23 protein-coding genes are annotated in these 22,587 nt (G+C 69.5%); 10 read left to right on the top strand and 13 right to left on the bottom strand.

Annotated features, from left to right (window positions below):
* Positions 1-30: 30 nt before the first annotated feature.
* Entirely contained in the window at positions 31-1,953 is a 1,923-nt protein-coding gene (locus AC07SQ_RS24710) for a potassium transporter Kup (RefSeq protein ID WP_495271456.1), read from the bottom strand.
* 79 nt (positions 1,954-2,032) lie between these two features.
* Between AC07SQ_RS24710 and hpnC the strand changes: the two genes are divergently transcribed.
* From hpnC to AC07SQ_RS24690, 4 genes are read left to right on the top strand one after another with little or no spacing between them, the layout of a single operon-like run.
* Positions 2,033-2,959, top strand: coding sequence for a squalene synthase HpnC (hpnC, locus tag AC07SQ_RS24705; RefSeq protein WP_495271457.1), 927 nt, complete (start codon positions 2,033-2,035; stop codon positions 2,957-2,959).
* The gene (gene hpnD, locus AC07SQ_RS24700) at positions 2,956-3,795 is read left to right on the top strand and encodes a presqualene diphosphate synthase HpnD (RefSeq protein ID WP_062475853.1); all 840 of its coding nucleotides are present in this window, start codon (positions 2,956-2,958) and stop codon (positions 3,793-3,795) included. Before hpnC ends, hpnD begins: the two co-directional genes overlap by 4 nt.
* Before the next feature lie 19 nt (positions 3,796-3,814).
* Positions 3,815-5,080 (top strand): hydroxysqualene dehydroxylase HpnE, encoded by a 1,266-nt coding sequence (hpnE, locus tag AC07SQ_RS24695; protein ID WP_495271458.1) that lies wholly within the window; start codon positions 3,815-3,817, stop codon positions 5,078-5,080.
* Entirely contained in the window at positions 5,077-5,385 is a 309-nt protein-coding gene (locus AC07SQ_RS24690) for a hypothetical protein (protein ID WP_495271459.1), read from the top strand. The genes hpnE and AC07SQ_RS24690 overlap by 4 nt, the downstream gene beginning before the upstream one ends.
* An 18-nt stretch (positions 5,386-5,403) precedes the next feature.
* Here the strand turns inward: AC07SQ_RS24690 and AC07SQ_RS24685 are convergent, their stop codons facing one another.
* Positions 5,404-6,045, bottom strand: a complete 642-nt coding sequence (locus AC07SQ_RS24685) for a LysE family translocator (protein ID WP_062475861.1) — start codon at positions 6,043-6,045, stop codon at positions 5,404-5,406.
* 108 nt (positions 6,046-6,153) lie between these two features.
* Between AC07SQ_RS24685 and AC07SQ_RS24680 the strand changes: the two genes are divergently transcribed.
* Entirely contained in the window at positions 6,154-6,459 is a 306-nt protein-coding gene (locus tag AC07SQ_RS24680) for an NIPSNAP family protein (RefSeq protein WP_095947796.1), read from the top strand.
* A 130-nt stretch (positions 6,460-6,589) separates the two neighbouring features.
* Here AC07SQ_RS24680 and AC07SQ_RS24675 read toward each other — a convergent pair whose 3' ends face one another.
* Positions 6,590-7,321 (bottom strand): HAD family hydrolase, encoded by a 732-nt coding sequence (locus AC07SQ_RS24675; RefSeq protein WP_139703699.1) that lies wholly within the window; start codon positions 7,319-7,321, stop codon positions 6,590-6,592.
* A 15-nt stretch (positions 7,322-7,336) separates the two neighbouring features.
* Here AC07SQ_RS24675 and hemH point away from each other — a divergent pair, with 15 nt between their 5' ends.
* Both hemH and AC07SQ_RS24665 read left to right on the top strand, forming a co-directional pair.
* On the top strand, positions 7,337-8,380 hold the full coding sequence (gene hemH, locus AC07SQ_RS24670; RefSeq protein WP_495271460.1) for a ferrochelatase: 1,044 nt from the start codon (positions 7,337-7,339) through the stop codon (positions 8,378-8,380).
* On the top strand, positions 8,377-9,228 hold the full coding sequence (locus AC07SQ_RS24665; protein ID WP_495271461.1) for a class I SAM-dependent methyltransferase: 852 nt from the start codon (positions 8,377-8,379) through the stop codon (positions 9,226-9,228). Before hemH ends, AC07SQ_RS24665 begins: the two co-directional genes overlap by 4 nt.
* A gap of 6 nt (positions 9,229-9,234) precedes the next feature.
* Here AC07SQ_RS24665 and AC07SQ_RS24660 read toward each other — a convergent pair whose 3' ends face one another.
* From AC07SQ_RS24660 to AC07SQ_RS24615, 10 genes are all read right to left on the bottom strand, one after another.
* On the bottom strand, positions 9,235-9,741 hold the full coding sequence (locus tag AC07SQ_RS24660) for a DUF1993 domain-containing protein (protein ID WP_159272052.1): 507 nt from the start codon (positions 9,739-9,741) through the stop codon (positions 9,235-9,237).
* A gap of 52 nt (positions 9,742-9,793) precedes the next feature.
* A complete protein-coding gene (locus AC07SQ_RS24655; protein WP_495271616.1) occupies positions 9,794-10,666 on the bottom strand; it encodes an alpha/beta fold hydrolase in 873 nt (290 codons plus the stop codon).
* 23 nt (positions 10,667-10,689) lie between these two features.
* Entirely contained in the window at positions 10,690-11,757 is a 1,068-nt protein-coding gene (locus AC07SQ_RS24650) for a branched-chain amino acid ABC transporter permease (protein ID WP_495271462.1), read from the bottom strand.
* Between the two features lie 13 nt (positions 11,758-11,770).
* Complete coding sequence (locus tag AC07SQ_RS24645; RefSeq protein ID WP_070060451.1) at positions 11,771-12,751, bottom strand: branched-chain amino acid ABC transporter permease; 981 nt, start codon at positions 12,749-12,751, stop codon at positions 11,771-11,773.
* Positions 12,748-13,476, bottom strand: coding sequence for an ABC transporter ATP-binding protein (locus tag AC07SQ_RS24640; protein ID WP_159277159.1), 729 nt, complete (start codon positions 13,474-13,476; stop codon positions 12,748-12,750). The genes AC07SQ_RS24645 and AC07SQ_RS24640 overlap by 4 nt, the downstream gene beginning before the upstream one ends.
* On the bottom strand, positions 13,473-14,237 hold the full coding sequence (locus AC07SQ_RS24635) for an ABC transporter ATP-binding protein (protein WP_062475886.1): 765 nt from the start codon (positions 14,235-14,237) through the stop codon (positions 13,473-13,475). Before AC07SQ_RS24635 ends, AC07SQ_RS24640 begins: the two co-directional genes overlap by 4 nt.
* A 48-nt stretch (positions 14,238-14,285) precedes the next feature.
* A complete protein-coding gene (locus tag AC07SQ_RS24630) occupies positions 14,286-15,740 on the bottom strand; it encodes an extracellular catalytic domain type 2 short-chain-length polyhydroxyalkanoate depolymerase (RefSeq protein WP_495271463.1) in 1,455 nt (484 codons plus the stop codon).
* Positions 15,741-15,916: 176 nt separating this feature from the next.
* Complete coding sequence (locus AC07SQ_RS24625; protein WP_070060448.1) at positions 15,917-17,104, bottom strand: substrate-binding domain-containing protein; 1,188 nt, start codon at positions 17,102-17,104, stop codon at positions 15,917-15,919.
* A 156-nt stretch (positions 17,105-17,260) separates the two neighbouring features.
* Entirely contained in the window at positions 17,261-17,527 is a 267-nt protein-coding gene (locus AC07SQ_RS24620) for a hypothetical protein (protein ID WP_070060447.1), read from the bottom strand.
* Positions 17,524-19,065, bottom strand: a complete 1,542-nt coding sequence (locus AC07SQ_RS24615; protein WP_062475896.1) for a sigma-54 interaction domain-containing protein — start codon at positions 19,063-19,065, stop codon at positions 17,524-17,526. Before AC07SQ_RS24615 ends, AC07SQ_RS24620 begins: the two co-directional genes overlap by 4 nt.
* A gap of 128 nt (positions 19,066-19,193) precedes the next feature.
* On the opposite strand from AC07SQ_RS24615, the gene AC07SQ_RS24610 reads away from it, so the two are divergent.
* Genes AC07SQ_RS24610 through AC07SQ_RS24600 form a run of 3 tightly spaced genes read left to right on the top strand, consistent with a single transcriptional unit; the run spans position 19,194 to position 22,584 of the window.
* Entirely contained in the window at positions 19,194-19,910 is a 717-nt protein-coding gene (locus AC07SQ_RS24610) for a TetR/AcrR family transcriptional regulator (RefSeq protein ID WP_495271464.1), read from the top strand.
* The gene (locus tag AC07SQ_RS24605) at positions 19,907-21,403 is read left to right on the top strand and encodes an efflux transporter outer membrane subunit (RefSeq protein WP_495271465.1); all 1,497 of its coding nucleotides are present in this window, start codon (positions 19,907-19,909) and stop codon (positions 21,401-21,403) included. The genes AC07SQ_RS24610 and AC07SQ_RS24605 overlap by 4 nt, the downstream gene beginning before the upstream one ends.
* Entirely contained in the window at positions 21,400-22,584 is a 1,185-nt protein-coding gene (locus AC07SQ_RS24600; protein WP_495271466.1) for an efflux RND transporter periplasmic adaptor subunit, read from the top strand. The genes AC07SQ_RS24605 and AC07SQ_RS24600 overlap by 4 nt, the downstream gene beginning before the upstream one ends.
* The last annotated feature ends 3 nt before the right edge of the window (positions 22,585-22,587 follow it).

The following is a 22,587-nucleotide window of genomic DNA, read 5'->3' as shown; positions in this document are numbered from 1 at the left end:
CAGTTGACCATGTCGACAGCAATGTCTGCGCTAGGTTCTCTGCCCCATTTCAACCAGCCGGTTATCAGGAAGCTCGAAGTAATCGGATGCCCGGCCCGCGTTGCGCTGCAGCCAGCCGAACAGCACCCGTCGCACCGGGTTCATGCCCGGCAGGTTCTCCTCGCCCACCGAGGCGCGGGAGACGAAGTACGAGGTCTTCATCGAGTCGATGGCCAGGGTCTTCTGGTAGGCCAGGATGCGGATGAACTCGGGCACGTCGGCCCGCTCCATGAAGCCGTGGCGCGCGGTGACCACCCAGATGCCGTCCATCAGCTGCTCGGCCTCGATGCGCAGGCGCGCGTCCACGCGCGGCGTGTCGCACGAGAGCACGCGCAGCACAATCACCTGCTCGTGCAGCACCTGGTTGTGCTTGAGGTTGTGCAGCAGCGCATGCGGCACCGCCGTGGCGTCGGGGTTCAGGAACACGGCCGTGCCGCTCACCCGGTGCGGCATGTTCAGCGCCAGCGACTCGACGAAGGGGCGCAGCGGCAGGCTGTCGGCCGCCGCCGCTTCCAGGCCCAGGCGCCGGCCCTTGGCCCAGGTGGTGAACAGCACCATCACCCCGGCCGCCACCGCCAGCGTGAGCCAGCCGCCCTCGGCCACCTTCAGGCTGTTGGACACCACGAAGGTCAGGTCGACCGCCGCGAAGGCCGCCACGCCGACCACCACCGCCACCTTGTTCCAGCGCCACAGGCCCCAGGCCACGATGCCGGCCAGCAATGTGGTCGTCACCATCGTGATCGACACCGCGATGCCATACGCCGCCGACAGCGCGCCCGAGCTGCGGAAGCCCAGCACCAGCAGCAGCACGCCGACCATCAACAACCAGTTGACCGCGGGCACGTAGATCTGCCCGATGGCCGTGCCCGAGGTCTGCACCACGCGCATGCGCGGCAGGTAGCCCATGCGCATCGCCTGCGCGGTGAGCGAGAAGGCGCCCGAGATCACCGCCTGCGACGCGATCACCGTGGCCATGGCGGCCAGCACCACCATCGGCAGCACACCCCACGAGGGAAAGAGCCGGAAGAACGGGTTGTCGATGGCCGCCGGGTTCGCCAGCACCAGCGCGCCCTGCCCGAAGTAGTTGAGCACCAGCCCCGGCAGCGCGATGAAGAGCCACGCGAGACGGATCGGCCTGGCGCCGAAGTGCCCCATGTCGGCATACAGCGCCTCCCCGCCCGTGAACGCCAGGAACACCGCACCCAGCACGGCCAGCGACTGCGCCCGGTGCACCACCAGGAAGCCCACCGCCCGGCGCGGGTCGAGCGCCGCCAGCACCTGCGGCTGCTGCAGCACCTGCCACAGCCCCGCCACGCCCAGCACCAGGAACCACAGCAGCATCACCGGCCCGAAGATCCTGCCGACCACGCCGGTGCCCTTCTTCTGCACCATGAACAGCCCGACAAGGATCGCCAGCGTGATCGGGATCACCACCCGCTGCAGCACCGGCGCCTGCACCTCCAGGCCCTCCACCGCCGACAGCACCGAGATCGCCGGCGTGATGAGGCTGTCGCCGTAGAACATGGCCGCGCCCACCAGGCCCAGGACCCCGATCCCGCGCCACACCCAGGGCCGGGTCTTCGGGCCGGAAACGGCGTTGCGCGCCAGCGCCTGCAGCGCCAGGATGCCGCCCTCACCGTCGTGGTCGGCGCGCAGCACGAACACCACGTACTTGAGCGTCACCACGAACATCAGGCCCCAGAAGATCAGCGAGAGCAGGCCCAGCACCGCGTCGGGCGAGAACGGCACGCCGTGCTCGGGGTTCATCGTCTCCTTGAAGGCGTACAGCGGCGAGGTGCCGATGTCGCCGAAGACGACGCCCAGCGCCGCGATCATCAGCCCCGGCCCGGCCGGATGTGCCGCGTCGCCCGAAGCGGGAAGCGAAGTCCCGGAAGCCGCGGCAGTTGCTTTCATCGTCATGGGCGAAAGAGAGATGGAAAGTGGCGACGCCACGAGCATAGTGCCCGGACATGACGTCGCCGACAATCGTGGCGTGTCCGCCACTCCCCCCGCCAATCCCCGTCATGCCGCCGCGCCGGCGCACTACGAAAACTTCCCCGTGGCCTCCTGGCTGTGCCCGCCGCACCTGCGCCCGCCGATCGCCGCGATCTACCACTTCGCGCGCACCGCCGACGACATCGCCGACGAAGGCGACGCCTCGCCCGATGCGCGCCTGGCCGAGCTGCGCGCCTACCGCGAGGAACTGGCCGCCGCCGCGCGCGGCGACGCGTTGCCCGACTCGCGCTGGCCCCACGTGTTCGGCCCGCTGGCCTGGGCCATCGCCCAGTACCGCCTGCCCGAAGACCTGCTCGCCGACCTGCTCAGCGCCTTCATGCAGGACATCGAGAAGACCCGCGACCGCGGCACCTACGCCGACCGCGCCGAGCTGCTCGACTACTGCCGCCGCTCCGCCAACCCGGTCGGCCGGCTGCTGCTGCACCTGTACGGTGTGACCGATGCGCAGGCGCTGGCCCAGAGCGACGCCATCTGCAGCGCGCTGCAGCTCATCAACTTCTGGCAGGACCCGAGCGTCGACCTGCCGCGCGGGCGCTTCTACTTTCCGAGCACCGACTGCGCGCGGCGCGGCCTGACGTCGGAGCACTTCAAGGTCTTCGCACCGCTGTCTTCCGCGCCGCCGCCGCAGGAAGCTATCAATCTGATAGCGGTGGTGGCCTTCTGGGCGCGCGAGCTCATGACCGAAGGCGCCCCGCTCGTGCACCGCCTGCCGGGCCGCGTGGGCTGGGAGCTGCGCCTGGTCGTGCAGGGCGGCCTGCGCATCCTCGACAAGATCGAGGACCTGGGCTTCGACACCTTCACGCAGCGCCCCACCGTCGGCAAGGCCGACGCGCCCGTGCTGCTCTGGAAGGCATGGCGGATGCGGAGACAATCACGGCCCATGAAAGCAGCGCCTCCCCGATGAATCCCGAGCAATACGTGCAAGACAAGGCCGCCGCTTCGGGCAGCAGTTTCTATTACGCCTTCCTGTTCCTGCCCAAGCCGCGGCGCGCCGCGATCACGGCTTTTTATGCCTTCTGCCGCGAGGTCGACGACGTGGTCGACGAGGTCTCCGACCCCGGCGTGGCTGCCACCAAGCTCGCCTGGTGGCGCACCGAGGTCGCCCAGGCTTTTGCCGGCACGCCGCGCCACCCGGTCATGCAGGCGCTCATGCCGCATGCCGCCACCTACGGCATTGAGGCGCGCCAGCTCAACGAGGTGATCGACGGTTGCCAGATGGACCTGGACCAGACCCGCTACCTCGACTTCCCCGGCCTCGCGCGCTACTGCCATCTGGTGGCCGGCGTGGTCGGCGAGGTGGCGGCGCGCATCTTCGGCCAGACCGATCCGCAGACCACCGCCTACGCCCACAAGCTCGGCCTGGCGCTGCAGCTGACCAACATCCTGCGCGACGTCGGCGAAGACGCGCTGCGCGGTCGCATCTACCTGCCGGTCAACGAGCTGCAGCAGTTCGACGTGAAGGCGCACGAAATTCTCAACCGCGTGCACTCCGACCGTTTTGTCGCGCTCATGAAGTTCCAGGCCCAGCGTGCCCACGCCGCCTACGACGAGGCGCTGGCCCTGCTGCCACTGGCCGACCGCCGCACGCAGAAGCCCGGCCTGATGATGGCCAGCATCTACCGCACGCTGCTGCGCGAGATCGAGCGCGACGACTTCCAGGTGCTGAACCAGCGCATCAGCCTGACGCCGGTGCGCAAGTTCTGGCTGGCCTGGAAAGTCCAGGCGCTGGGCCGGATATGACGCCCCACCCTTCGTGCCCATGAGGCTCGCCGTCATCGGCGCCGGCTGGGCCGGCCTGGCCTGCGCCGTCGAGGCCACGCGCCTCGGCCACGCCGTCACCCTGTTCGAAGCCGCGCCGATGGCCGGCGGGCGGGCGCGGCGGGTCGATCACATGCACGGCATGGCGCTCGATAACGGCCAGCACATCCTGATCGGCGCCTACACCGCCACGCTGGCGCTCATGCGCGACGTGGGTGTCGATGTCGACACCGCCCTGCAGCGCCTGCCGCTGTCGCTGCGCTTTGCCGACGGCGGCGGGCTGCAGCTGCCCGCGGGCCGGCCGCCGCCGCTCGACCTGCTCATCGGCATCTTCACCGCGCGCGGCTGGAGCTGGCGCGACAAGGCCGCGCTGCTGGCCACCGCCGTGCGCTGGCGCCTCGCGGGCTTTCGCTGCGCGCCCGGCACCAGCGTCGCCACGCTGTGCGCCGGCCTCACGCCGCGCGTGATGCACGAACTCATCGAGCCGCTGTGCGTCTCGGCGCTCAACACGCCCGTGCCGCAATCGAGCGGCCAGGTGTTCCTGCGCGTGCTGCACGACGCGCTGTTCAGCGGACGCGGCGGCGCCGACCTGCTGCTGCCGCGCGTGGACCTCGGCGCCCTGCTGCCCGATGCCGCGCTGGCCTGGCTCGCGCGGCACGGCGCCACCGCGCACATCGGCCACCGCGTGCGCGCCATCGCGCCCGAGGGCGACCGGTGGCGCGTCGATGACGAGGTCTTCGACCAGGCCGTGCTGGCCTGCGCGCCCTGGGACGCCGCGCGCCTCGTGCGCGCCACCGGCCTGCCGGCCGCTTCGCGCTGGTGCAACGTCACCGAATCGCTGCGCTTCGAGGCGATTGCCACGGTCTACGTGCGCGGCGCAGCGCCGCTGGCCGAGCCGATGCTCGCGCTGCGTAGCCAGCCGGGCAGCGCACCGGCCCAGTTCGTGTTCGATCGCGGCCAGCTCGGTGGACCAGAAGGCGTGCTCGCCTTCGTCGTGAGCGCCAACGAGACGCCGCGCGAGACGCTCGAGAAACAGGTGCTCGCGCAAGCCGGCGCGAAGCTCGGGCAGCCCGGCCTCACGCCGATCCAGACCGTGGTCGAGAAGCGCGCCACCTTCGCCTGCACGCCCGGCCTGGCCCGCCCGCCGGCCGCCATCGCGCCGGGGCTGCAGGCCTGCGGCGACTACACCGAAGGCCCTTATCCCGCCACGCTCGAAGGCGCGGTCCTCAACGGACTGGCCGTCGCGCGCGCACTTGCCACGCCATGACAACGACCCTGCGCTACCTCGATTTCGACTACAGCGAAGACACCGAAGACCACGGCACCTTCGACGCCATGGCCTCGACCCCGCCCGAGCGCACGCCCGAGGTGGAAGCCGAGATCGCGCAGGTGCTGGCCTGGGCCGAGGCCACCTTCCCCGGTGCGCGCGGCGCGCTCGACGAAGGCGCAATGTGGGACTGCGACGTGCAGCGCACGCGGGAAGACAACCCGCGCCTGGACACCCTCACGCTCTCGCTCGGCGGCACCGCCGATTTCTGCGCGGCGCTGCGCGAGCGCTTCGGGCTCGACTGAAGAAAGTCGGCGGCCTTCTCAGGCCGTCTTGTTGCGCAGGCGCAGCAGGCTCAACCCCAGCAGCACGAAGGCACCGCCCGACACGCGGTTGAACAGCTGCGCGCGCTTGGGGTTCGCGAACTGCTTCTTCAGCAGGCGCGCCAACAGCACGTACGAACCATGCGCCAGCACCGAGCCGGCCGCGAAGGTCGTGGTGAGCACGGCGAACTGCGTGAGGATCGGCGCGTCGTGCGTGAGGAACTGCGGGAACAGCGCCGAGAAGAACAGGATGCCCTTCGGGTTGGTCAGCGCCACCGTCACGCCATGCCCGAACAGCCGGCGCGCGGAACGCGAAGGCGCCGGCGCGGCCGACGGCTGCAGCTCGGCGAACACGCTCGTGCGGCTGCGCCACTGCCGGATGCCCAGGTACACGAGGTAGCCCGCGCCCGCCACCTTCAGCACCATGAAGGCCGTGGCCGAGGTGTTGAGCACCACGCCCAGCCCGCCCATCGCGGCGGCCGAGACCAGGAAGAGCCCGCAGGCGTTCCCCAGCGAACTGATCATCGCGCGGCGCGGGCCGACGGAGATGGCGTTGGAGACCGCGAGCAGCACGGCCGGGCCGGGCGTGAAGGCGACGACCAGGGTCACGCCGCAAAAGAGGAGCCAGGTGGAGAGATGCATGGAAGGGAATTCGCGCGAAAGCAGTGAAAGGAGGCCGTCGCAAAACTATAGTCCGGGCAGCCGCGCGCCGCTCGGGCCGCGCCGATAGTCCCCTGACGCTCCTCACCCATGATCACCTGCTACCTGCGCTACATCGTCGATCCCTTCAAGCTCAAGGAATTCGAGCACTACGGCAAGCTCTGGATTCCGCTGGTCGAGAAGTTCGGCGGCCAGCACCACGGCTACTTCCTGCCGTCCGAAGGCGCGAACAACGTGGCGCTGGCGATGTTCAGCTTCCCGAGCCTGGCCGCCTACGAAACCTACCGGGCCGATTCGATGCAGGACGCCGACTGCCAGGCCGCCTTCCGCTACGCGGAGGAAACGCGCTGCATCGTCAGCTACGAACGCAGCTTCTTCCGACCAGTATTTGGCTAACCCCCAGTCTTCGCGCACTTCGTGTCGCTACGCCAACCCCCTTGCAGGGGGCAACACCAGAGGCCCGGCAAAGCCGGTTCCTCGGTGTTTCTGGTATCGACCGCGGTGACGTTCTTGGTGCTGGCGAGCGTCAGGCGCCCAGCGCGATGCACAGCGCGTGCAGGTTGGGCACGATCAGCTGCGGACGCGCGCCGTGCTCCCACGGCCGCTCGTCGCGCACCAGCCAGGCGGCCTGCATGCCGGCGTTGAGCGCGCCCACCACGTCGAGCGCGGCGTCGTCGCCCACGTGCAGCACGTCTTTCGGCAGCAGGCCGACCGAGGCCGCCGCAGCGCGGAAGATCGGCGCATGCGGCTTGCCGCTGCCGAAGGTGCGCGCATTGAAGGCGGTGCGGAACCACCGGCCGACGCCGGTCTTGTGGAGGTCGGCGTTGCCGTTCGACACCGCCACCAGCGGGTAGCGCTCGCTGAGCCACTTGAGCGCCGGCAGCGCGTCGTCGTACAGCGTGACGCGCTGGCGCTCTTCGAAGAAGGCGTCGAAGGCCGGGTCGGCCAGCGCCGGGTCCTCGCCCGCGCGCACGAGCGCCGTGCGGATCGACTCGCGGCGCAGCGCGCTCAGGTCGTGCGCGAGGTCGGAGCGCTCCTTGGCGGTGGCTTCGCGCAGCTCGCGCAGCACGCCCGGCGTGAGCAGCAGCGAGGCCGTCTTGGGCGCCTCGCGCAGCAGCCATTCGTGCAGCACGCGCTCGGCACGCTCGATGGTCGGCCAGATCGGCCACAGGGTGTCGTCCAGGTCGAGCGTGATCGCCGAGATGCGCGAGATGTCGAGCGGCGTGGCGCCGCCGGGCGCCGGGGAAGCGGAAGTCATGCCCGAGAATATCGCATGCCTCTCGCCCCCCAAGACAGCCAGAACAGCAAGAACGACCGCACCGCCGTGCTCTGGTGCAACCTGGGTTCGCCCGATGCGCCCACCGCCGCCGCAGTGCGCCCCTACCTCGCCGACTTCCTGGGCGACCCGCGCGTGGTCGAGATTCCCAGGGCGCTGTGGGCGCTGATCCTGCACGGCATCATCCTGCGCACGCGGCCCGCGAAGTCGGCCGCGAAGTACGCCAGCATCTGGCTGCCCGAGGGCTCGCCGCTCAAGGTCTGGACACAGAAGCAGGCCACCCTGCTGGCCGGCTGGCTCGGCGAACGCGGCCACCGCGTGACAGTGCGCGACGCGATGCGCTACGCCAACCCGTCGATCGCCTCGCGGCTCGATGCATTGCAGGCCGAGGGCGCCACGCGCGTGCTGGTGCTGCAGGCCTACCCGCAGTACTCGGCCACCACCACGGCCAGCGTGATCGACGCCGTGAACGCCTGGAGCCGCCGCCAGCGCCACGTGCCCGAGTTCCGTTTCGTCAACCAGTACCACGACGACCCCGCCTACATCGAGGCGCTCGCGCAAGGCATCGAAAAGCACTGGAAGACCGAAGGCCGCGGCGAGCTGCTGGTGATGAGCTTCCACGGCATTCCCGCGCGCAACATCGCGCTGGGCGACCCCTACGAGGCGCAGTGCCTCGAGACCGCCCGCCTGCTCGCGGCACGGCTGGGCCTGGCGTCCACGCAGTACCGCACGACCTTCCAGTCGCGCTTCGGCCGCGCCAAGTGGCTGGAGCCCTACACCGAGCCCACTCTGCGCGAACTCGGCGCCAGCGGTGTGAAGCACGTCGACGTGGTGTGCCCGGGCTTTCCGGCCGACTGCCTCGAAACGCTCGAAGAAATCGCCATGGAAGGCCGCGAAGCCTTCCTGCACGCGGGCGGCGAGCGCTTCGGCTACATCCCCTGCCTCAACGACAGCCCGGCGTGGATCACCGCGCTCACGGGCATCGCCGAACGCCACCTGGCGGGCTGGCCCACCCGACAAGACACAACGACCACGCCATGAAGAAAGACCTGCACGAAGCCAACCGCCAGTCGTGGAACGCTGCCACGGTTGCGCACAACAGCCACAAGGGTGACCAGGCCGCCTTCTTCCGTGCGGGCGGCTCGACGCTGTTCCCCGAGGAAAGCGCCCTGCTCGGCGACGTGGACGGCCTCTCGGTGCTGCACCTGCAGTGCAACGCGGGCCAGGACAGCCTGAGCATCGCGCGCCGCGGCGCCCGCGTGACCGGCGTCGACATCTCCGACGAGGCCATCGACTTCGCCACCCGCCTCTCGGCCGAGTCGGGCGTTGCGGCGCGCTTCGAGCGCGCGGACGTCTACGACTACTTCGAGGCCGCCGCCGCGCGCGGCGAGCGCCACGACCTCGTGTTCTGTTCGTACGGCACGCTGTGCTGGCTGTCCGACCTCGGTGCCTGGGCGCGCGGCGTGGCGCAGCTGCTCAAGCCCGGCGGTCGCTTCGTGATCGTCGAGTTCCATCCGTTCGCACTGGTGTTCGACCCGCAGTGGAAGTTCCACTACGACTACTTCAACGACGCGCCCGTGCCCGAGGAAGGCGTGGGCGACTACGTGGCCGAATCGGGCGACGGCCTCGTGGCCGACGACCGGCCCATGCCCGGCGTGCAAGGCTTTCGCAACCCGCACCCGAGCTTCGAGTTCACCTGGGGCGTGGGCCAGGTGACGACCGCGCTCGCGCAGGCGGGCTTGGCCATCGAGCGCTTCGAGGAGTACCCGTACACCAACGGCTGGAAGCCCTTCGAGGGCATGCGCGAACTCGGCGGACGGCGCATGGCCCCGCCCGAAGGCATGCCGCGCATTCCGCTGATGTACGCACTGGCGGCACGCCGCGCCTGAACCCACTCAGAAGCGGCCGAGGTAGTCCAGCTTGCCGATGGGCACGCCCTTGTGGCGCAGCACGTCATAGGCGGTGGTCACGTGGAAGAAGAAATTCGGCAGCGCGAACTGCAGCAGGTAGCGCTGCGCGGTGAAGTGCGCCTCGCCTTCGCGCGCCTTGATGGTCACGGGGCGTTCTTCGTGGCCGTCGATGAGCGCGCGATCCACGCTGGCCAGGAAATCCTGCGTCTTCACGATGCGCGCCAGCAGGTCGTCCCAGGTCTTTTCCTCGTCGGGAAAGCTCGGCGCGGTGATGCCCGCGATGCGCGCCGTGCCCAGCTTCGAGGCGTCGCTCGCGCGCTGGATCTGGCCGGCCAGCGTGAGCATGTCGGGCGCGAGGCGCGCGTCGACCAGCGTCGCCGGGTCGATGCCCTGGGCCTTCGCATGCGCGAGGCCCTTGTCGAGCAGGTGGGTCAGCTGGCCGAGTCCGCGGGTGAAAACCGGCACGGACAGGTCGTACATCGAGAGGGCCATGGCGAGGTGATCTTGGAGTTGAAGTCGGCCGGATTGTGATCCGGCCATGCCTTCAACGACCGGCCGCGCGGATAAACCCTTCGATCGGGTCCAGTTGTTCCGGCACGTTGAGCGCGGGCGCATGGCCGCAGCCCGGCACCTCGATCACCTGCAGGCGCCCGGCCGCGCCCGGCCCGCGCCGGTGCATCTCGTCGATCACCTCGGGCAGCACCAGGTCGGACTCGGCACCGCGCAGGCACAGCACCGGCGCCTCGATCACGTCGTAGTGCGGCCAGATCAGGTAGTCGTTGTCGTGCGCGCTGAACTGCTTGACCATGGCCGGGTCGTAGTGCGGCGTGACGCGGCCGTCGGCCAGGCGGCGCGTGGAGCTTTCGGTCAGGCGGCGCCACTGCGCGTCGCTGAGCCAGCCGTAGGGCTTGTAGACCGTGCGAAAAAAGGCCTCCAGCTCGGCCACCGTGGCGAAGGCCGGCGGGTCGCCGGCATAGGCGCGGATGCGCTCGATGGCGGCCTGCGCGAGCTGCGGTGCGTTGTCGTTCAGCGTGAGGCTGGCGATGCGCGCCTTCATGCGCGGCTCGAACAGGCCCGATGCGCAGACCGTGCCGATCGCGCCGCCCATCGAGGTGCCCACCCAGTGCACGCGGCCCAGCCGCAGCTCGTCGCACAGCGCATTGGCCAGCCGTGCGTAGAACGCGAGCGTGTATTCGTCGTCGGGCGCCGGGCTCCACTGGCTCAGGCCGCGCCCGAGGGTGTCGGGGCAGATCACGCGAAAGCCGCGCGCCGCGAAGTGCTGCGCCAACTCGTCCATGTCGCGGCTGGTGCGCGCCAGGCCGTGCCAGGCGATGACGACGGGGGCGTTGGCGGGGCCCCAGTCGAGCCAGTGGATTTCACGGCCTGCGAGTTGTGCGTAGTGCGATGTCGGCGTCATGGTGCTGTTGTTGTTGCCGTCGCTCATTTCGCCGCCCTCGCCCGCAGCTTGCCGACGATGCCCGTGGGGAAGTAATACACCGACAGCACGAACAGCACGCCCAGCCACAGCAGCCAGCGGTCGGGCGACAGCAGCGCCGCGAGCCACGGCAGGCCGCTGGCGGCCTCGTTGCCCAGGCGCAGCAGGTCCTGCAGGTAGCTCTGCGCCACCACGAACAGCACCGCACCGATGGCCGCGCCGTAGATGGTGCCCATGCCGCCGATCACCACGATGAGCAGCACGTCGATCATGATCTCGAAGCTCAGCGAGGTGTCGGGCCCGTTGTAGCGCAGCCAGATGGCCAGCATCGCGCCGGCCAGCGTGGCGAACAGCGCCGACAGCACGGCGGCCGTGGTGCGGTACACCACCACGCGGTAGCCGATGGCCTCGGCGCGGAACTCGTTCTCGCGGATGGCCTGCAGCACGCGGCCGAAGGGCGAGTTCACGATGCGCAGCATCGCCAGCACCAGCACCACCGCCGCCACGAACAGCAGGTAGTAGCACAGCAGGCGCCCGTCGAGCGAGACGCCGAGGAACGGCTGTTCGGCGAACTCGAAGCTCGGCGAGATCAGCTCGGGCAGCTTGAAGGTCAGGCCGTCTTCGCCGCCGGTGAAGTCCGACAGCTGCGAGGCGAGCGTCTGGAACGCCGAGGCCACGGCCAGCGTGATCATCGCGAAGAAGATCGCGCGCACCCGCAGCGAGAACAAGCCGATGGCCAGCGAGAGCACCAGCGAGATCGCGAGCGACGCGCCCAGCCCCACCAGCACCGCGCCCCAGTTGGGCCCCAGCCGCGAGGCCGAGATGGCGATGCCGTAGGCGCCGATGCCGAAGAACATCGTGTGCGCGAAGCTCACGATGCCGGTGTAGCCCAGGAGCAGGTCGAAGCTCGCGACCAGCACCACGAACACCAGGATCTTGGCCGCGACGCTGAGCGCCTTCACGCCCGGGAACAGGAACGGCGCGAAGGCCAGCGCCAGGAACAGGGCCAGCAGCAGCAGCGCCAGCAGGCGGCTGCGCGGCATGTCGTTGGAAAGAAGTCGTTTCAGGAACATGACGGCTTTCTCCTCAACGGTTCGCCACGGGGTACACGCCCTGCGGGCGCCACAGCAGCACGGCCACCATGAGGAAGATGCTCGCGAACTGCGTGAGCGTGGGCAGCAGGAAGCCGATGTAGTTGGTCATGAGCCCCACCAGCAGCGCGCCGAGCAGCGCCCCGCCGGTCGAGCCCAGCCCGCCGATGATGATCACGATGAAGATCAGCACGTTGACCTGCGCGCCCATCTGCGGCACCAGGTTCTGCTGGAACAGGCCCCACATCACGCCGCCCAGGCCGGCCAGCGCGCTGCCCACCACGAACACGCCCACGAACAGGCGCCCGATGCGGTAGCCCAGCGACTCGACCATCTCGCGGTCCTGCACGCCGGCGCGGATCAGGAGGCCGATCTTGGTGCGGCCCAGCGTCCAGGCGAGCACGCCGAACACCACCACGCCCACGGCCACCGCGAGCAGGCGGTACTTGCTGATGGCGGCGTCGCCCACCAGCAGCGAGCCGCGCAGCGCCTCGGGCAGCGGCAGCGGAATCTGCGCCGGGCCCCAGATCACCTTGATGAGCTCCTCGCCGATGATCATGCCGCCCATCGTGATGAGGATCTGCTTCAGGTGCTGGCCGTACACCGGCCGCACGATGAAGCGCTCGAAGGCCAGGCCGATGGCGCCGGCCACCGCCATCGCGGCCAGCATGGCCGGGAACACGGCCACGAGGTTGCGCCACAGCTCGCCCGAGCCGGTCCAGTCGCCCATGAGGCCGAGCACGCTGCTGGCCACGAAGGCGCCCAGCGCAATGAACACGCCGTGGCCGAAGTTGAGCACGTCCATCAGGCCGAACACCAGCGTGAGGCCCGAGGCGATGATGAAGATGATCATGCCCATCGCCAGCCCCGCCACCGTGAGCGTGAGCCAGGTCGAGACCGAGCCCGTGAGCGGCAGCGCGACGAGCGCGAGGATGGGGGCAAGAAGCAGAGGCTTCCAGTCGAAGTCGAGTTTCATAGGGCAAGTCCGAGCAGCGATTGCTGCAGTTGCGCATCGGCGGAGAACGCGGCCATCGAGCCGCTGTGCACCACGCGGCCGTTGTCCATCACCGCGACGGTGTCGCCCAGGCGCTGGGCGAAGTGGATGTTCTGTTCGACCAGCAGGATCGTCACGCCGCTGCGTTTGAGCTCGCCGAAGGCCTCGATCATGTTGTTGATCATCACGGGCGCCAGGCCCTTGCTGGGCTCGTCGATGATGAGCAGCTGGCGCGGCTCGACGATGGCGCGCGACACGGCCAGCATCTGCTTTTGCCCGCCCGACAGCTTGCCGGCCGGGTGGTTCCAGAACTTCTCGACCGCGGGAAAGAGCTTGAAGATCCACTTCAGCCGCGTGTCGTCGATGGCGTCGGCGTTCTTGGCGCCGCGCGCGGCCAGCACCATGTTCTCCTTCACCGTGAGGTCGGAGAAGATGCCCATGTTCTCGGGCACGTAGGCCACGCCGAGCTCGGCGATCTGCGGCGTGTGCAGGGCCGTGATGTCCTTGCCGGCGAACTGCACCCTGCCCTGCGACGCATGCCACAGGCCCATGATGGTGCGCAGCGTGGTGGTCTTGCCCGCGCCGTTGCGGCCCAGCAGCATGGTGAGCTGGCCCTTGGGCACGGCCAGGTCGACGCCGTGCAGGATGTGGTACGCCCCGATGTGCGTCTGCACGCCTTCCAGGGTCAGCAAATTTTCGGTGCTCATGCGGCCTCCTTCGCGATGCCCAGGTAGGCCTCCTGCACCACCGGCGAGGCGATCACCTCGGCCGGTTCGCCGTCTGCCACGAGCGTGCCGTTGTGCAGCACGATGATGCGGTCCGCGAGTTCGCGCACCACGTCCATCTTGTGTTCGACCAGCAGGATGGTCTTGGTCTTGTCCTGCTTGAGCTTGCGGATGAGGTCGAGGATGACGGGCGCCTCGGCCGCGTGCATGCCGGCCGTGGGCTCGTCGAACATGAAGACCTTGGGTTCGAGCGCCATCAGCAGCGCCACCTCGAGCTTGCGCTGGTCGCCGTGCGGCAGGCTGGCCACGGTGGCGTGGGCGCGCGGCTCCAGAGCGACGTCGGCCAGGATCTGCTCGGCGCGTTCGGTCAGCGCCTTGTGGTCGCTCCAGATGCTCCACAGGTTGAGCCCGTGGCGGTGGGCGCCGGCGCGCGTGGCCTGCACCGCGAGCCGCACGTTCTCCAGCACCGTGAGGTTGGGGAACAGGTTGGTGAGCTGGAACGCGCGACCCAGCCCGGCGTGCGTGCGCGCCGACGGCGACAGGTGCGACAACGGTTGCCCGTCGAGCGACACCGTGCCGGCCGTGGCCTTGAGCTGCCCGGAGATCAGGTTGAAGTAAGTGGTCTTGCCCGCGCCGTTGGGGCCGACGATGGCCGTCAGCGTGCCTGGCGCGAATGCGCAGCTCACGCTGTTGACGGCCACGTGCCCTCCGAAGCGGATGGTCAGATCCCGGGTCTCAAGCATTGTGGAAAAGTCCTTGCGAATCGAAAAATCAGTGCAGGGTGAACGGCCTCAACAGGTGCCGATCACGTAGTAGTTGGTGCCCGTCTGCTTCAGCGTGGTCATGGCGTAGATGTTCCACAGGCCCATCGACTGGCCCGAGCCGTTGGCATAGGTCAGGCCCCACAGCGCATAGGCGCGCCCGGCCATGGTGTGCGTGTAGTTGCTCGCGGTGTAGCACGTGCCCCCGCCGCCCGGGCCCGCCGTGGTCGCGCCCGTGGCGGCCGCCGACATCGCGCCTTCGACATTGCTCGCGTTCAGCGCGGCCACGGTCCAGCTGTAGCTGGTCGACGCGGCCAGGCCGGTGTCGGTGTAGCTGGTGCCCGCCACCGGCGAGGCGTTGACCTTGCTGCCGCCGCGGTACACGTTGTAGCCCGAAGCGCCCGACACGCCGGCCCAGCCGATGACCATGCTGCTGCTGGTCGCGCCCGAGGTGCCCACGCCGGTGGGCGCCGACAGCCCGCCGCCGCCGGCCGAACCGGTGACGCGGTCGATCATGGCCTTCATGGCGGCCATCTGCGGGCCCGACTTCTTGGCGTAGTTGGCGCTGTCGTAGCCCCACCAGTCCCAGCAGCTGTTGGTGGCCGCGGTGCTGGTCTGCGGGTAGATCAGGATGATGTTGTTGGTGTCGGCCCAGCGGTTGTAGCCCGTCTTCTTGACGTACTGGTCGCTCACGTCGGTGTAGTTCTGCTTGCAGCCGTGCAGCACCAGGTGCACGCGGCACGAGGTGGTGGTGCAGGCCTGCGGCACGTAGAGCCAGCCGGTGGCGGCCACGCCGTGGCCGGTGACGAACTCCGACTGGTTGAACTCGGTGAAAGTGCCGCCCAGTGCGCCGTTGTTGCGCGGGTTCAGCGGACCGTACAGCTGCGTGAGGATCTCGCCCGCGAGGTCGAAGCCGCAGTTGTTGATGTACGGCGCGGCCGTGGTGCTGCAGGCGCCGCCGTAGTCGTCGGTGACCATCGCGTGGCCGGCGCCGAGGTTGTTCTTGTAGACCGTGTTGGCGGCCGGCACGAAGCTCTGGTAATACGTCTTCAGGTCGTCCATCACCGGCTGCTTGACGGTGTTGTCCGAGGTGCCCGAGAACAGGTAGACCTTGGAATTGCTGAGGTTCGACACCGGGTCGATCGCACCGCTGGCGGCCCAGCTGTTGGTGGTACTCACGAGCGTGGAGACCGGGATGCTGGTGCTGTGCGTCATGCAGCGCCCGGTGGCGTTGAGCACCGAGCCTTCGGCGCAGTAGTACGGACCGCCGGCGACCACGCCCGCGCCGCGCTTGAAGGTGGCCGAGTAGGCCACGTGCAGCTGCACCGCCATGAAGCCGCCGGCCGACAGGCCGGACACGCTCACCTCCGCCGGGTTGGCGCCCAGTGCCGGCAGCGGCACGGCCGCCGTGGCGGCCTGCGCCGCCGCCGTGATCACCGCTGCTGCGGCAAACCCCTTCCAGTTGTTCCATCGCATCGCTGGCATCGCTGTCTCCTTCTGTTGTGTTTGATCGAACGCTTGCTTGCAGACTGACGAATTGACCGTGGCACACGACAGCTGGCGCGGACGCAGGCTGGCGCTTCGCCCGGCGGCCATCCGGGGCGAAAAGGGGGCGGCGCCTGCATGCGCGCCGCGGGGTCAGGGGGCGATCAGCGCCGTGTTCAGCGCTTGTTTTTGATCGGGATGTCCATCTCTTCCGGCTTGATCTCGTGCACCAGCTCCGGCACGCCCCACGCGAAGGCGGGGTCGGCCTTGATCTTGAAGTGGTACATCGACTGCATCGCCTGGTGGTCTTCCTTGCGGAAGGTCATCTTGCCCTTGGGCGTGTCGAAGCTCATGCCTTCCATGGTGCTGATGAGCTTGTTGGTGCCGGTGTCGCCGTTGGTCTTCTTCAGCGCCGTCACCACCGCCATCGCGGCCGAGAAACCGCCGGCCGTGAAGAAGTCCGGCGGCGTCTTGAATTCCTTGTAGTGGGCCGCAACCATCGCCTCGTTCACCGGGTTCTTCGGGATGCCGAAGTAGTAGTAGGCCGCGCCTTCCATGCCCGGCAGCGACTTGTAGGCCGCCATGGCCGGCAGGATGTTGCCGCCGGTGGCGATCTCGATGCCGTAGCGCTTCAGGTCGAGGTCGACGATCTTGAACGGGTTGCCCGCGCCGGCCCAGACGATCCAGATGATCTTGCGGCCCGGCTGGTCCTTGAGCTTGTCGATCAGGCGCTGCGCGCCGGCCGTGAAGTCGGTGGTGGCGGGCGGCAGGTACTCCTCGTGCGCGAGCTTGGCTTTCTTCAGCGCGGCGCCGAAGGCCTTCACGCCGTCGCGGCCGAAGGCGTTGTCCTGCGCCAGCGTGGCGACGGTGACGCCGGCCTTGTCGATGGCCACGGCGTTGGAGATGGCGTCCTGGCTCGAGTTGCGGCCGGTGCGGAAGATGTACTTGTTCCACTTGTCGCCGGTGATCGAGTCGGCCACGGCGGGCTCGACGATCAGGATCTTCTTGTACTCCTCGGCCACCGGCAGCATGGCCAGCGCCACGCCCGAAGCGGTCGGGCCGACCGCGAGCGCGGCCTTGTCGTCGGAGTACGCGGCGGCCAGCAGCGACTTGCCCAGGTCGGGCTTGCCCTGGTCGTCCTTCTCGATGACCACCAGCTTCTTGCCGTTGACCATCATCGTGCCGCCGGTGGCGTAGTTCAGGCCCATCATCAGGCCGGTCTGCGTCTGCTTGCCGTAGGCCTCCAGCGCGCCGGTCTTGCTGTAGACGTGGGCGATGCGGATTTCGTTCGATTGGGCCCAGGCGGGCATGGTGGCAACGGTGGCGCCCAGGGCGGCCAGGGCGATGAGGTGGCGACGGTGCATGTCTTGTCTCCTGATAAAGGTGACTGAATATTGCACAGTTCGTGCCACCCACCTAAGCCATTGATAACAAAGGCTTCCTCATTCGGACGCAACCGGTTTCGCCTGATTTCAGTGCATTCATGCTGTCTTGTTTTCAGACAACTGTCTGCTGATCAGTCAGGGTTTCCCAGCAGAGTCGCGGCGTGCCGCGAGCCAGCTTTCGAACTCGCGCTCGGCCCGCATCCGCAGCTCGTTGCGCGTGTGGTTGCACACCGCGTGCGCGAGGCGCCGGTGCTTCTGCTGGCGCACGCCGCCCAGCGTGGCGTCGAGCAGGTGTTCGATGGTGGCCGACTCGGGGCGTCCGTGCGGCTCGTCGAAGTCCATCGGCAGCCCGCACCAATGGCAGTTCGGGCCGAAGGTGGAACGCAGTGCCTTGACGCTCATGAGAGGCCCATCCCCGTCATGCGCTCGTACAGCGTGGCGCGTGAAATGCCCAGCAGCCGCGAGGTCGCGAGCTTGTTGCCGCCTGTGCTTTCGAGCGCGGCGGCGATCGCCTTGCGCTCCAGCTCGGCCACCTGCTGCGACAGCGGACGCAGCAGCGCGGCCTCCTGGTCGACGTCGCGCAGGCTGTGCGAGGTGTCGGGCGCCTCGATCTGCTCCAGCCCCGCCTCGCGCAGGATGCGTTCGAGCTGCGCGGCATCGATGCGCTGCGAGTCGCTGCGCATCGTCACCTGCTCCAGCACGTTGCGCAGCTCGCGGATGTTGCCGCGCCAGTGCTGGCCGGCCAGGAGCGCGAGCGCGTCGGGCGTGAGCTCGGGCGGCGCCTCGCCGCTGCGCAGCGCCATGTCTTCGCCCAGCGCCTCGACCAGCGCCGGGATGTCGCTGCGCCGCTCGCGCAGCGGCGGCACGCGCAGCGGCAGCACGTTGAGTCGGTAATACAGGTCTTCGCGGAACAGGCCGCGGCGCACCAGCTCGGGCAGGTCGCGCGAGGTGGCGGCGATCACGCGGGCGTCGAAGGGGATCAGCTTGTTGGAGCCCAGCGGCTCGATCTCGCCCTCTTGCAGCGCGCGCAGCAGCTTGGCCTGCAGGCCCAGCGGCATGTCGCCGATTTCATCGAGAAACAGGCTGCCGCCGTCGGCCAGCTTGAACTTGCCTTCGCGCCCGCGCTTGTCGGCGCCGGTGAAGGCGCCAGGGGCGAAGCCGAAGAACTCGGCCTCGAGCAGCGTGTCGGGCACGGCCGCGATGTTGACGCTGACGAACTGGCCCTTCGCGCGCGTGGACGACGCGTGGATCGCGTGCGCCAGCAGCTCCTTGCCGGTGCCGGTCTCGCCCAGCAGCAGCACCGGGCTGGTGGACTGCGCGGCGCGGCGCGCGTGGCGCTTCACCTCCACGGCCGCCGGGCTGCTGCCGATGAAGCTCGCGAAGGTGTACTTGGAACGGCGCTGGCCGTCGGGCGCGTGCTGGTACAGCGGGTTGTTGCGCTGGCTGGCCAGCTCGCGGCGCGCGTCGTCGAGGTCGCGCTGCAGCAGCGCGAACTTGCTGATGAGCGGCTGCAGCGTGGTCTCGGGCTGGTCGAACAGCACGATGCCGATGGCGCCGATGACCTTGCCCAGGCCCTCCCCGTCTTCGCGCTCCTCGCGCAGCGGGATGCGGCTCACGACGAAAGTGCCGGCCTTGTTGGTCAGCAGGTCGATGAGGATCGGCTCGCCGGTTTCGAGCACGCGGCGCATCATGGTGTTGGGGATCACGTCCTCGACCATGTGGCCCATGAACTCGTCGATGGACGAAAAGCCCAGCGCCGGCAGGAAGCGGCGGTAGCCCTCGTTCACCCAGACGATGCGCCCGCTGCGGTCGACCAGGAACATGCCCTGGCTGATGCTCGAAAACAGATGAAACATCGAACGCGCAGCGAGCGCGAGGATGCCTTCGGCGTCCAGGGGCAAGGCGGGCGGCGGTGCGGCGGCGGAGGGAGCAACGGACATGCGCGGATCGTACTGTGTGCGGCCCCCGCCCCGGCCTCGCGCAGGCCCAGATGCAACCAAAAACAAAAGCCTTCAGCAAGCCTTAAGTAAATCAATCGTTTGATTTCAATCATGCTTTAATCGCGCCGATGAACGCCAGGGACCCCCTCACGCCAACGCCCGTGCCCTCGCCGCGCCGCGCCCCCCGCAGCGACGGCGCCGAAGCGCGCCACCGCCTGCTGCACACCGCGCTGCGGCTGTTCGCCCAGAACGGTTTCGCCAAGACCTCGATCCGCGAGATCGCGCGCGAGGCCGGGGTGAACGTGTCGGCCATCAGCTACTACTTCGGCGACAAGGAGGGGCTGTACTCCGCCACCTTCAACGAACCGATGGGCAGCGATTCGAACGACCTGGTGGCCGCCTGCAACGTGCCCGGCCAGTCGCTCGAGGACACGCTGCGCATCTGCATGGTGGCCATGATCGACCCGCTCAAGCAGGGCGAGATCGTGCGCCAGTGCATCCAGCTGCACATGCGCGAGATGCTGGAGCCCACCAGCCAGTGGGCCAAGGAGCTGGAGCGCGACATCAAGGGCCCGCACCGCGCCATCGTCGAGCTGCTGTGCCGCCACCTGCAGGTGGCGCGCGCCGACGACGACATCCACCGCCTGACCTTCGCGATCACCGGGCTGTCGATGCAGCTGTACGTGAGCCAGGATTTCATCGAGGCCCTGCGCCCGTCGCTGCTGCGCACGCCGCGCGCCATCGACACCTGGGCCGACCGGCTCACGGGCTACGCGATGGCGCTGGTCCAGGCCGAAACCGCACGCCGCCGCCAGGTGGCCGCCGAGCAGAGAAAGAAGCCATGAGACGACTCCGACGGATTGCCCTTGTTCTGAGCCTGCCGCTGGGCCTCGGCCTCGCCGGCTGCGGCCTGACGCGCCCGCCCGCCTCGGTGCAGGCGCCCTTCCCCGCGCAGTGGCACGCGCCCCTGCCCCACGGCGGCTCGCTGGCCGCGCTGGCCGAGTGGTGGCGCCAGCTGGACGACCCGCTGCTGGTCGAGCTGATCGCCGCCGCCGAAACCGCGAGCCCCAACCTTGCCAGCGCCGCGGCGCGCGTGACCGAGGCGCGCTCCACGCGCGTGCAGGCCGGCGCAGCGCTGCTGCCCAGCCTGGACGGCACAGCGTCGGCCAGCCGCGGCGTTTCGGGCTCGTCGTTCGGATCGGGCGGTTCTTCGAGCAGCAGCAGCAGCAGCGCCGCCGCCGCGCCGGTCACCACGCTGCAGGCCGGCCTGCAGTCGAAGTGGGAGATCGACCTGTTCGGCCGCCTGCGCGCCGACCGCGACTCGGCCCAGCAGAAGCTGGACAGCGCCACCGCCAAGTGGCACGACGCCCGCGTCGCCGTGGCGGCCGAAACGGCCAACGCCTATTTCGCCGAGCGCGCCTGCCAGCAGCAGTTGAACGTGTCCGAGTCCGATGCGAAGTCGCGCGGCGAAACGGCGCGGCTCACCGACCTGTCGGCGCGCGCCGGCTTCACCGCACCGGCCGACGCCGCGCTGGCGCGTGCCAGCGCCTCCGACGCCTCCGGCCGCCTCACGCAACAGCGCGCCCTGTGCGCGGTGCAGCGCAAGGCGCTGGTGGCGCTCAGCGGGCTCGACGAACCCACGCTGGCGCAGAAGCTCGCGGCCTCCCCCACGCAGCGCGCGCTGCCGGTGGTCGGCGCCATCGCCAGCGTGCCGGCGCAGGCGCTCTCGCAGCGGCCCGACGTGTACGCGGCCGAACTCGGCGTGGCCGCGGCCAGCGCCGAGGTGGGCTCGGCCGAGGCCGAGCGCTACCCCAAGCTCACGCTCTCGGGCTCGATCGGCCGCATGCAGATCCGCACCAGCGGCTTTCGCGAATCGCTCGACACCTGGACGGTCGGGCCGCTGTCGCTCACCGTGCCGCTGCTCGACGGCGGCGCGCGCGCGGCCAACGCCGAAGCCGCCAAGGCGCGCTACACCGAGGCCGTGTCGCTCTACCGCGCCAACGTGCGCCAGGCGGTGCGCGAGGTCGAGGAAGCCCTGGTGAACCTCGACGCCACCACCGCGCGCAGCACCGACGCCGACAGCGCGGTGAAGAACTACCAGGCCTCATTCGACGCCACCCAGGCCCGCTACAGCAGCGGCCTGGCCAGCCTGTTCGAGCTCGAGGATTCGCGGCGCACGCTGTTCGCCGCGCAGACCGCGCGCGTCTCGCTGCAGCGCGAGAGCACCGAAGCCTGGGTCTCCCTGTACCGCTCGATGGGCGGCGGCTGGAGCCGCCCCGCCGAAGCATCGTCCCCAATGACCACCACCCCGGCCGCCAAGGTCGCGACGTCGCCATGAAAACAATGAAGCGTTCCACCCTTGTCCTCGCGCTGCTGGCGCTGATCGTCGTCGTTGGCGCCGGCCTGTGGCTCACCCGCAAGCCGGCCGACGACAAGGCCGCGCCTGCGGCCAAAGGCCCCGCGCAGCGCCCGGCGCTGACCGTCTCCGTCGCCAAGCCCGAAGCCACCGAGCTGACCGTCACGCTGGCCGCCAACGGCAACGTGGCGGCCTGGCAGGAGGCCGTGATCGGCTCCGAATCGAACGGCCTGAAGCTGGCCGAGGTGCGCGTCAACGTGGGCGACACCGTGAAGAAGGGCCAGGTGCTCGCGGTGTTCTCGCCCGAGACGGTGCAGGCCGACATCGCGCAGGCGCGCGCCTCGCTGGCCGAGGCCCGCGCCTCGGCGGCCGACGCCGCCGGCAACGCCGCGCGCGCCCGCACGCTGCAGGCCACGGGCGCGCTGAGCCAGCAGCAGATCAACCAGTACCAGACCACCGAGCAGACCGCCAAGGCGCGCGCCGAAGCGGCCGAGGCCGTGCTGGCCGCGCAGCAGGTGCGCGGGCGCAACACGCAGGTGCTGGCGCCCGACGATGGCGTGATCTCCGCGCGCACCGCCACGGTCGGCAGCGTGGTGGGCGCCGGCACGGAGCTGTTCCGGCTGATCCGCCAGGGCCGTCTCGAATGGCGCGCCGAAGTCACCTCGGCCGAGCTGGGCCGCGTCGCCGTGGGCACGCCGGCCTTCGTGGTCAGCGCCAGCGGCGCGCAGGTGAAGGGCACGGTGCGCAGCATCGCGCCCACGGTCGATCCACAGACGCGCGCGGCGCTGGTCTATGTCGACCTGCCCAACGTGCAGCAGAACACCGGCGTGAAGGCCGGCATGTTCGCGCGCGGCGACTTCGAACTGGGCCGCAGTTCCGCGCCGACCGTGCCCCAAAGCGCGATCGTGCCGCGCGACGGCTTCAACAACGTCTTCACGCTGCTGCCCGACGGCCGCGTGGCGCAGCTCAAGGTGCAGACGGGCCGCCGCCTGAAGGACCGCGTGGAGATCACCAGCGCCCTGCCCGAGGGCGTGCAGATCGTGGTGCAGGGCGCGGGCTTCCTCAACGATGGCGACCTGGTGCGCGTGGTGGACGCCACGCCCGCGGCCGCTTCGTCCGCCACCCCGGCGAAGGCGGGGGCATCCGCCCCTTCGCCTAAATAAGCC

This window comes from Variovorax sp. GW821-FHT06D12 (genome assembly GCF_059419205.1).
Note: the sequence above shows the minus strand (reverse complement) of the source record. Positions and strands in the feature narration are given on the sequence as shown.

Bases quoted from the DNA above. Each gene is read 5' to 3' on its own strand.
- AC07SQ_RS24710 (WP_495271456.1), bottom strand. From the start codon at position 1,953: ATGAAAGCAACTGCCGCGGCTTCCGGGACTTCGCTTCCCGCTTCGGGC.
- hpnD (WP_062475853.1), top strand. From the start codon at position 2,956: ATGAATCCCGAGCAATACGTGCAAGACAAGGCCGCCGCTTCGGGCAGC.
- hpnE (WP_495271458.1), top strand. From the start codon at position 3,815: ATGAGGCTCGCCGTCATCGGCGCCGGCTGGGCCGGCCTGGCCTGCGCC.
- AC07SQ_RS24690 (WP_495271459.1), top strand. From the start codon at position 5,077: ATGACAACGACCCTGCGCTACCTCGATTTCGACTACAGCGAAGACACC.
- AC07SQ_RS24685 (WP_062475861.1), bottom strand. From the start codon at position 6,045: ATGCATCTCTCCACCTGGCTCCTCTTTTGCGGCGTGACCCTGGTCGTC.
- AC07SQ_RS24680 (WP_095947796.1), top strand. From the start codon at position 6,154: ATGATCACCTGCTACCTGCGCTACATCGTCGATCCCTTCAAGCTCAAG.
- AC07SQ_RS24675 (WP_139703699.1), bottom strand. From the start codon at position 7,321: ATGACTTCCGCTTCCCCGGCGCCCGGCGGCGCCACGCCGCTCGACATC.
- hemH (WP_495271460.1), top strand. From the start codon at position 7,337: ATGCCTCTCGCCCCCCAAGACAGCCAGAACAGCAAGAACGACCGCACC.
- AC07SQ_RS24665 (WP_495271461.1), top strand. From the start codon at position 8,377: ATGAAGAAAGACCTGCACGAAGCCAACCGCCAGTCGTGGAACGCTGCC.
- AC07SQ_RS24660 (WP_159272052.1), bottom strand. From the start codon at position 9,741: ATGGCCCTCTCGATGTACGACCTGTCCGTGCCGGTTTTCACCCGCGGA.
- AC07SQ_RS24655 (WP_495271616.1), bottom strand. From the start codon at position 10,666: ATGACGCCGACATCGCACTACGCACAACTCGCAGGCCGTGAAATCCAC.
- AC07SQ_RS24650 (WP_495271462.1), bottom strand. From the start codon at position 11,757: ATGTTCCTGAAACGACTTCTTTCCAACGACATGCCGCGCAGCCGCCTG.
- AC07SQ_RS24645 (WP_070060451.1), bottom strand. From the start codon at position 12,751: ATGAAACTCGACTTCGACTGGAAGCCTCTGCTTCTTGCCCCCATCCTC.
- AC07SQ_RS24640 (WP_159277159.1), bottom strand. From the start codon at position 13,476: ATGAGCACCGAAAATTTGCTGACCCTGGAAGGCGTGCAGACGCACATC.
- AC07SQ_RS24635 (WP_062475886.1), bottom strand. From the start codon at position 14,237: ATGCTTGAGACCCGGGATCTGACCATCCGCTTCGGAGGGCACGTGGCC.
- AC07SQ_RS24630 (WP_495271463.1), bottom strand. From the start codon at position 15,740: ATGCCAGCGATGCGATGGAACAACTGGAAGGGGTTTGCCGCAGCAGCG.
- AC07SQ_RS24625 (WP_070060448.1), bottom strand. From the start codon at position 17,104: ATGCACCGTCGCCACCTCATCGCCCTGGCCGCCCTGGGCGCCACCGTT.
- AC07SQ_RS24620 (WP_070060447.1), bottom strand. From the start codon at position 17,527: ATGAGCGTCAAGGCACTGCGTTCCACCTTCGGCCCGAACTGCCATTGG.
- AC07SQ_RS24615 (WP_062475896.1), bottom strand. From the start codon at position 19,065: ATGTCCGTTGCTCCCTCCGCCGCCGCACCGCCGCCCGCCTTGCCCCTG.
- AC07SQ_RS24610 (WP_495271464.1), top strand. From the start codon at position 19,194: ATGAACGCCAGGGACCCCCTCACGCCAACGCCCGTGCCCTCGCCGCGC.
- AC07SQ_RS24605 (WP_495271465.1), top strand. From the start codon at position 19,907: ATGAGACGACTCCGACGGATTGCCCTTGTTCTGAGCCTGCCGCTGGGC.
- AC07SQ_RS24600 (WP_495271466.1), top strand. From the start codon at position 21,400: ATGAAAACAATGAAGCGTTCCACCCTTGTCCTCGCGCTGCTGGCGCTG.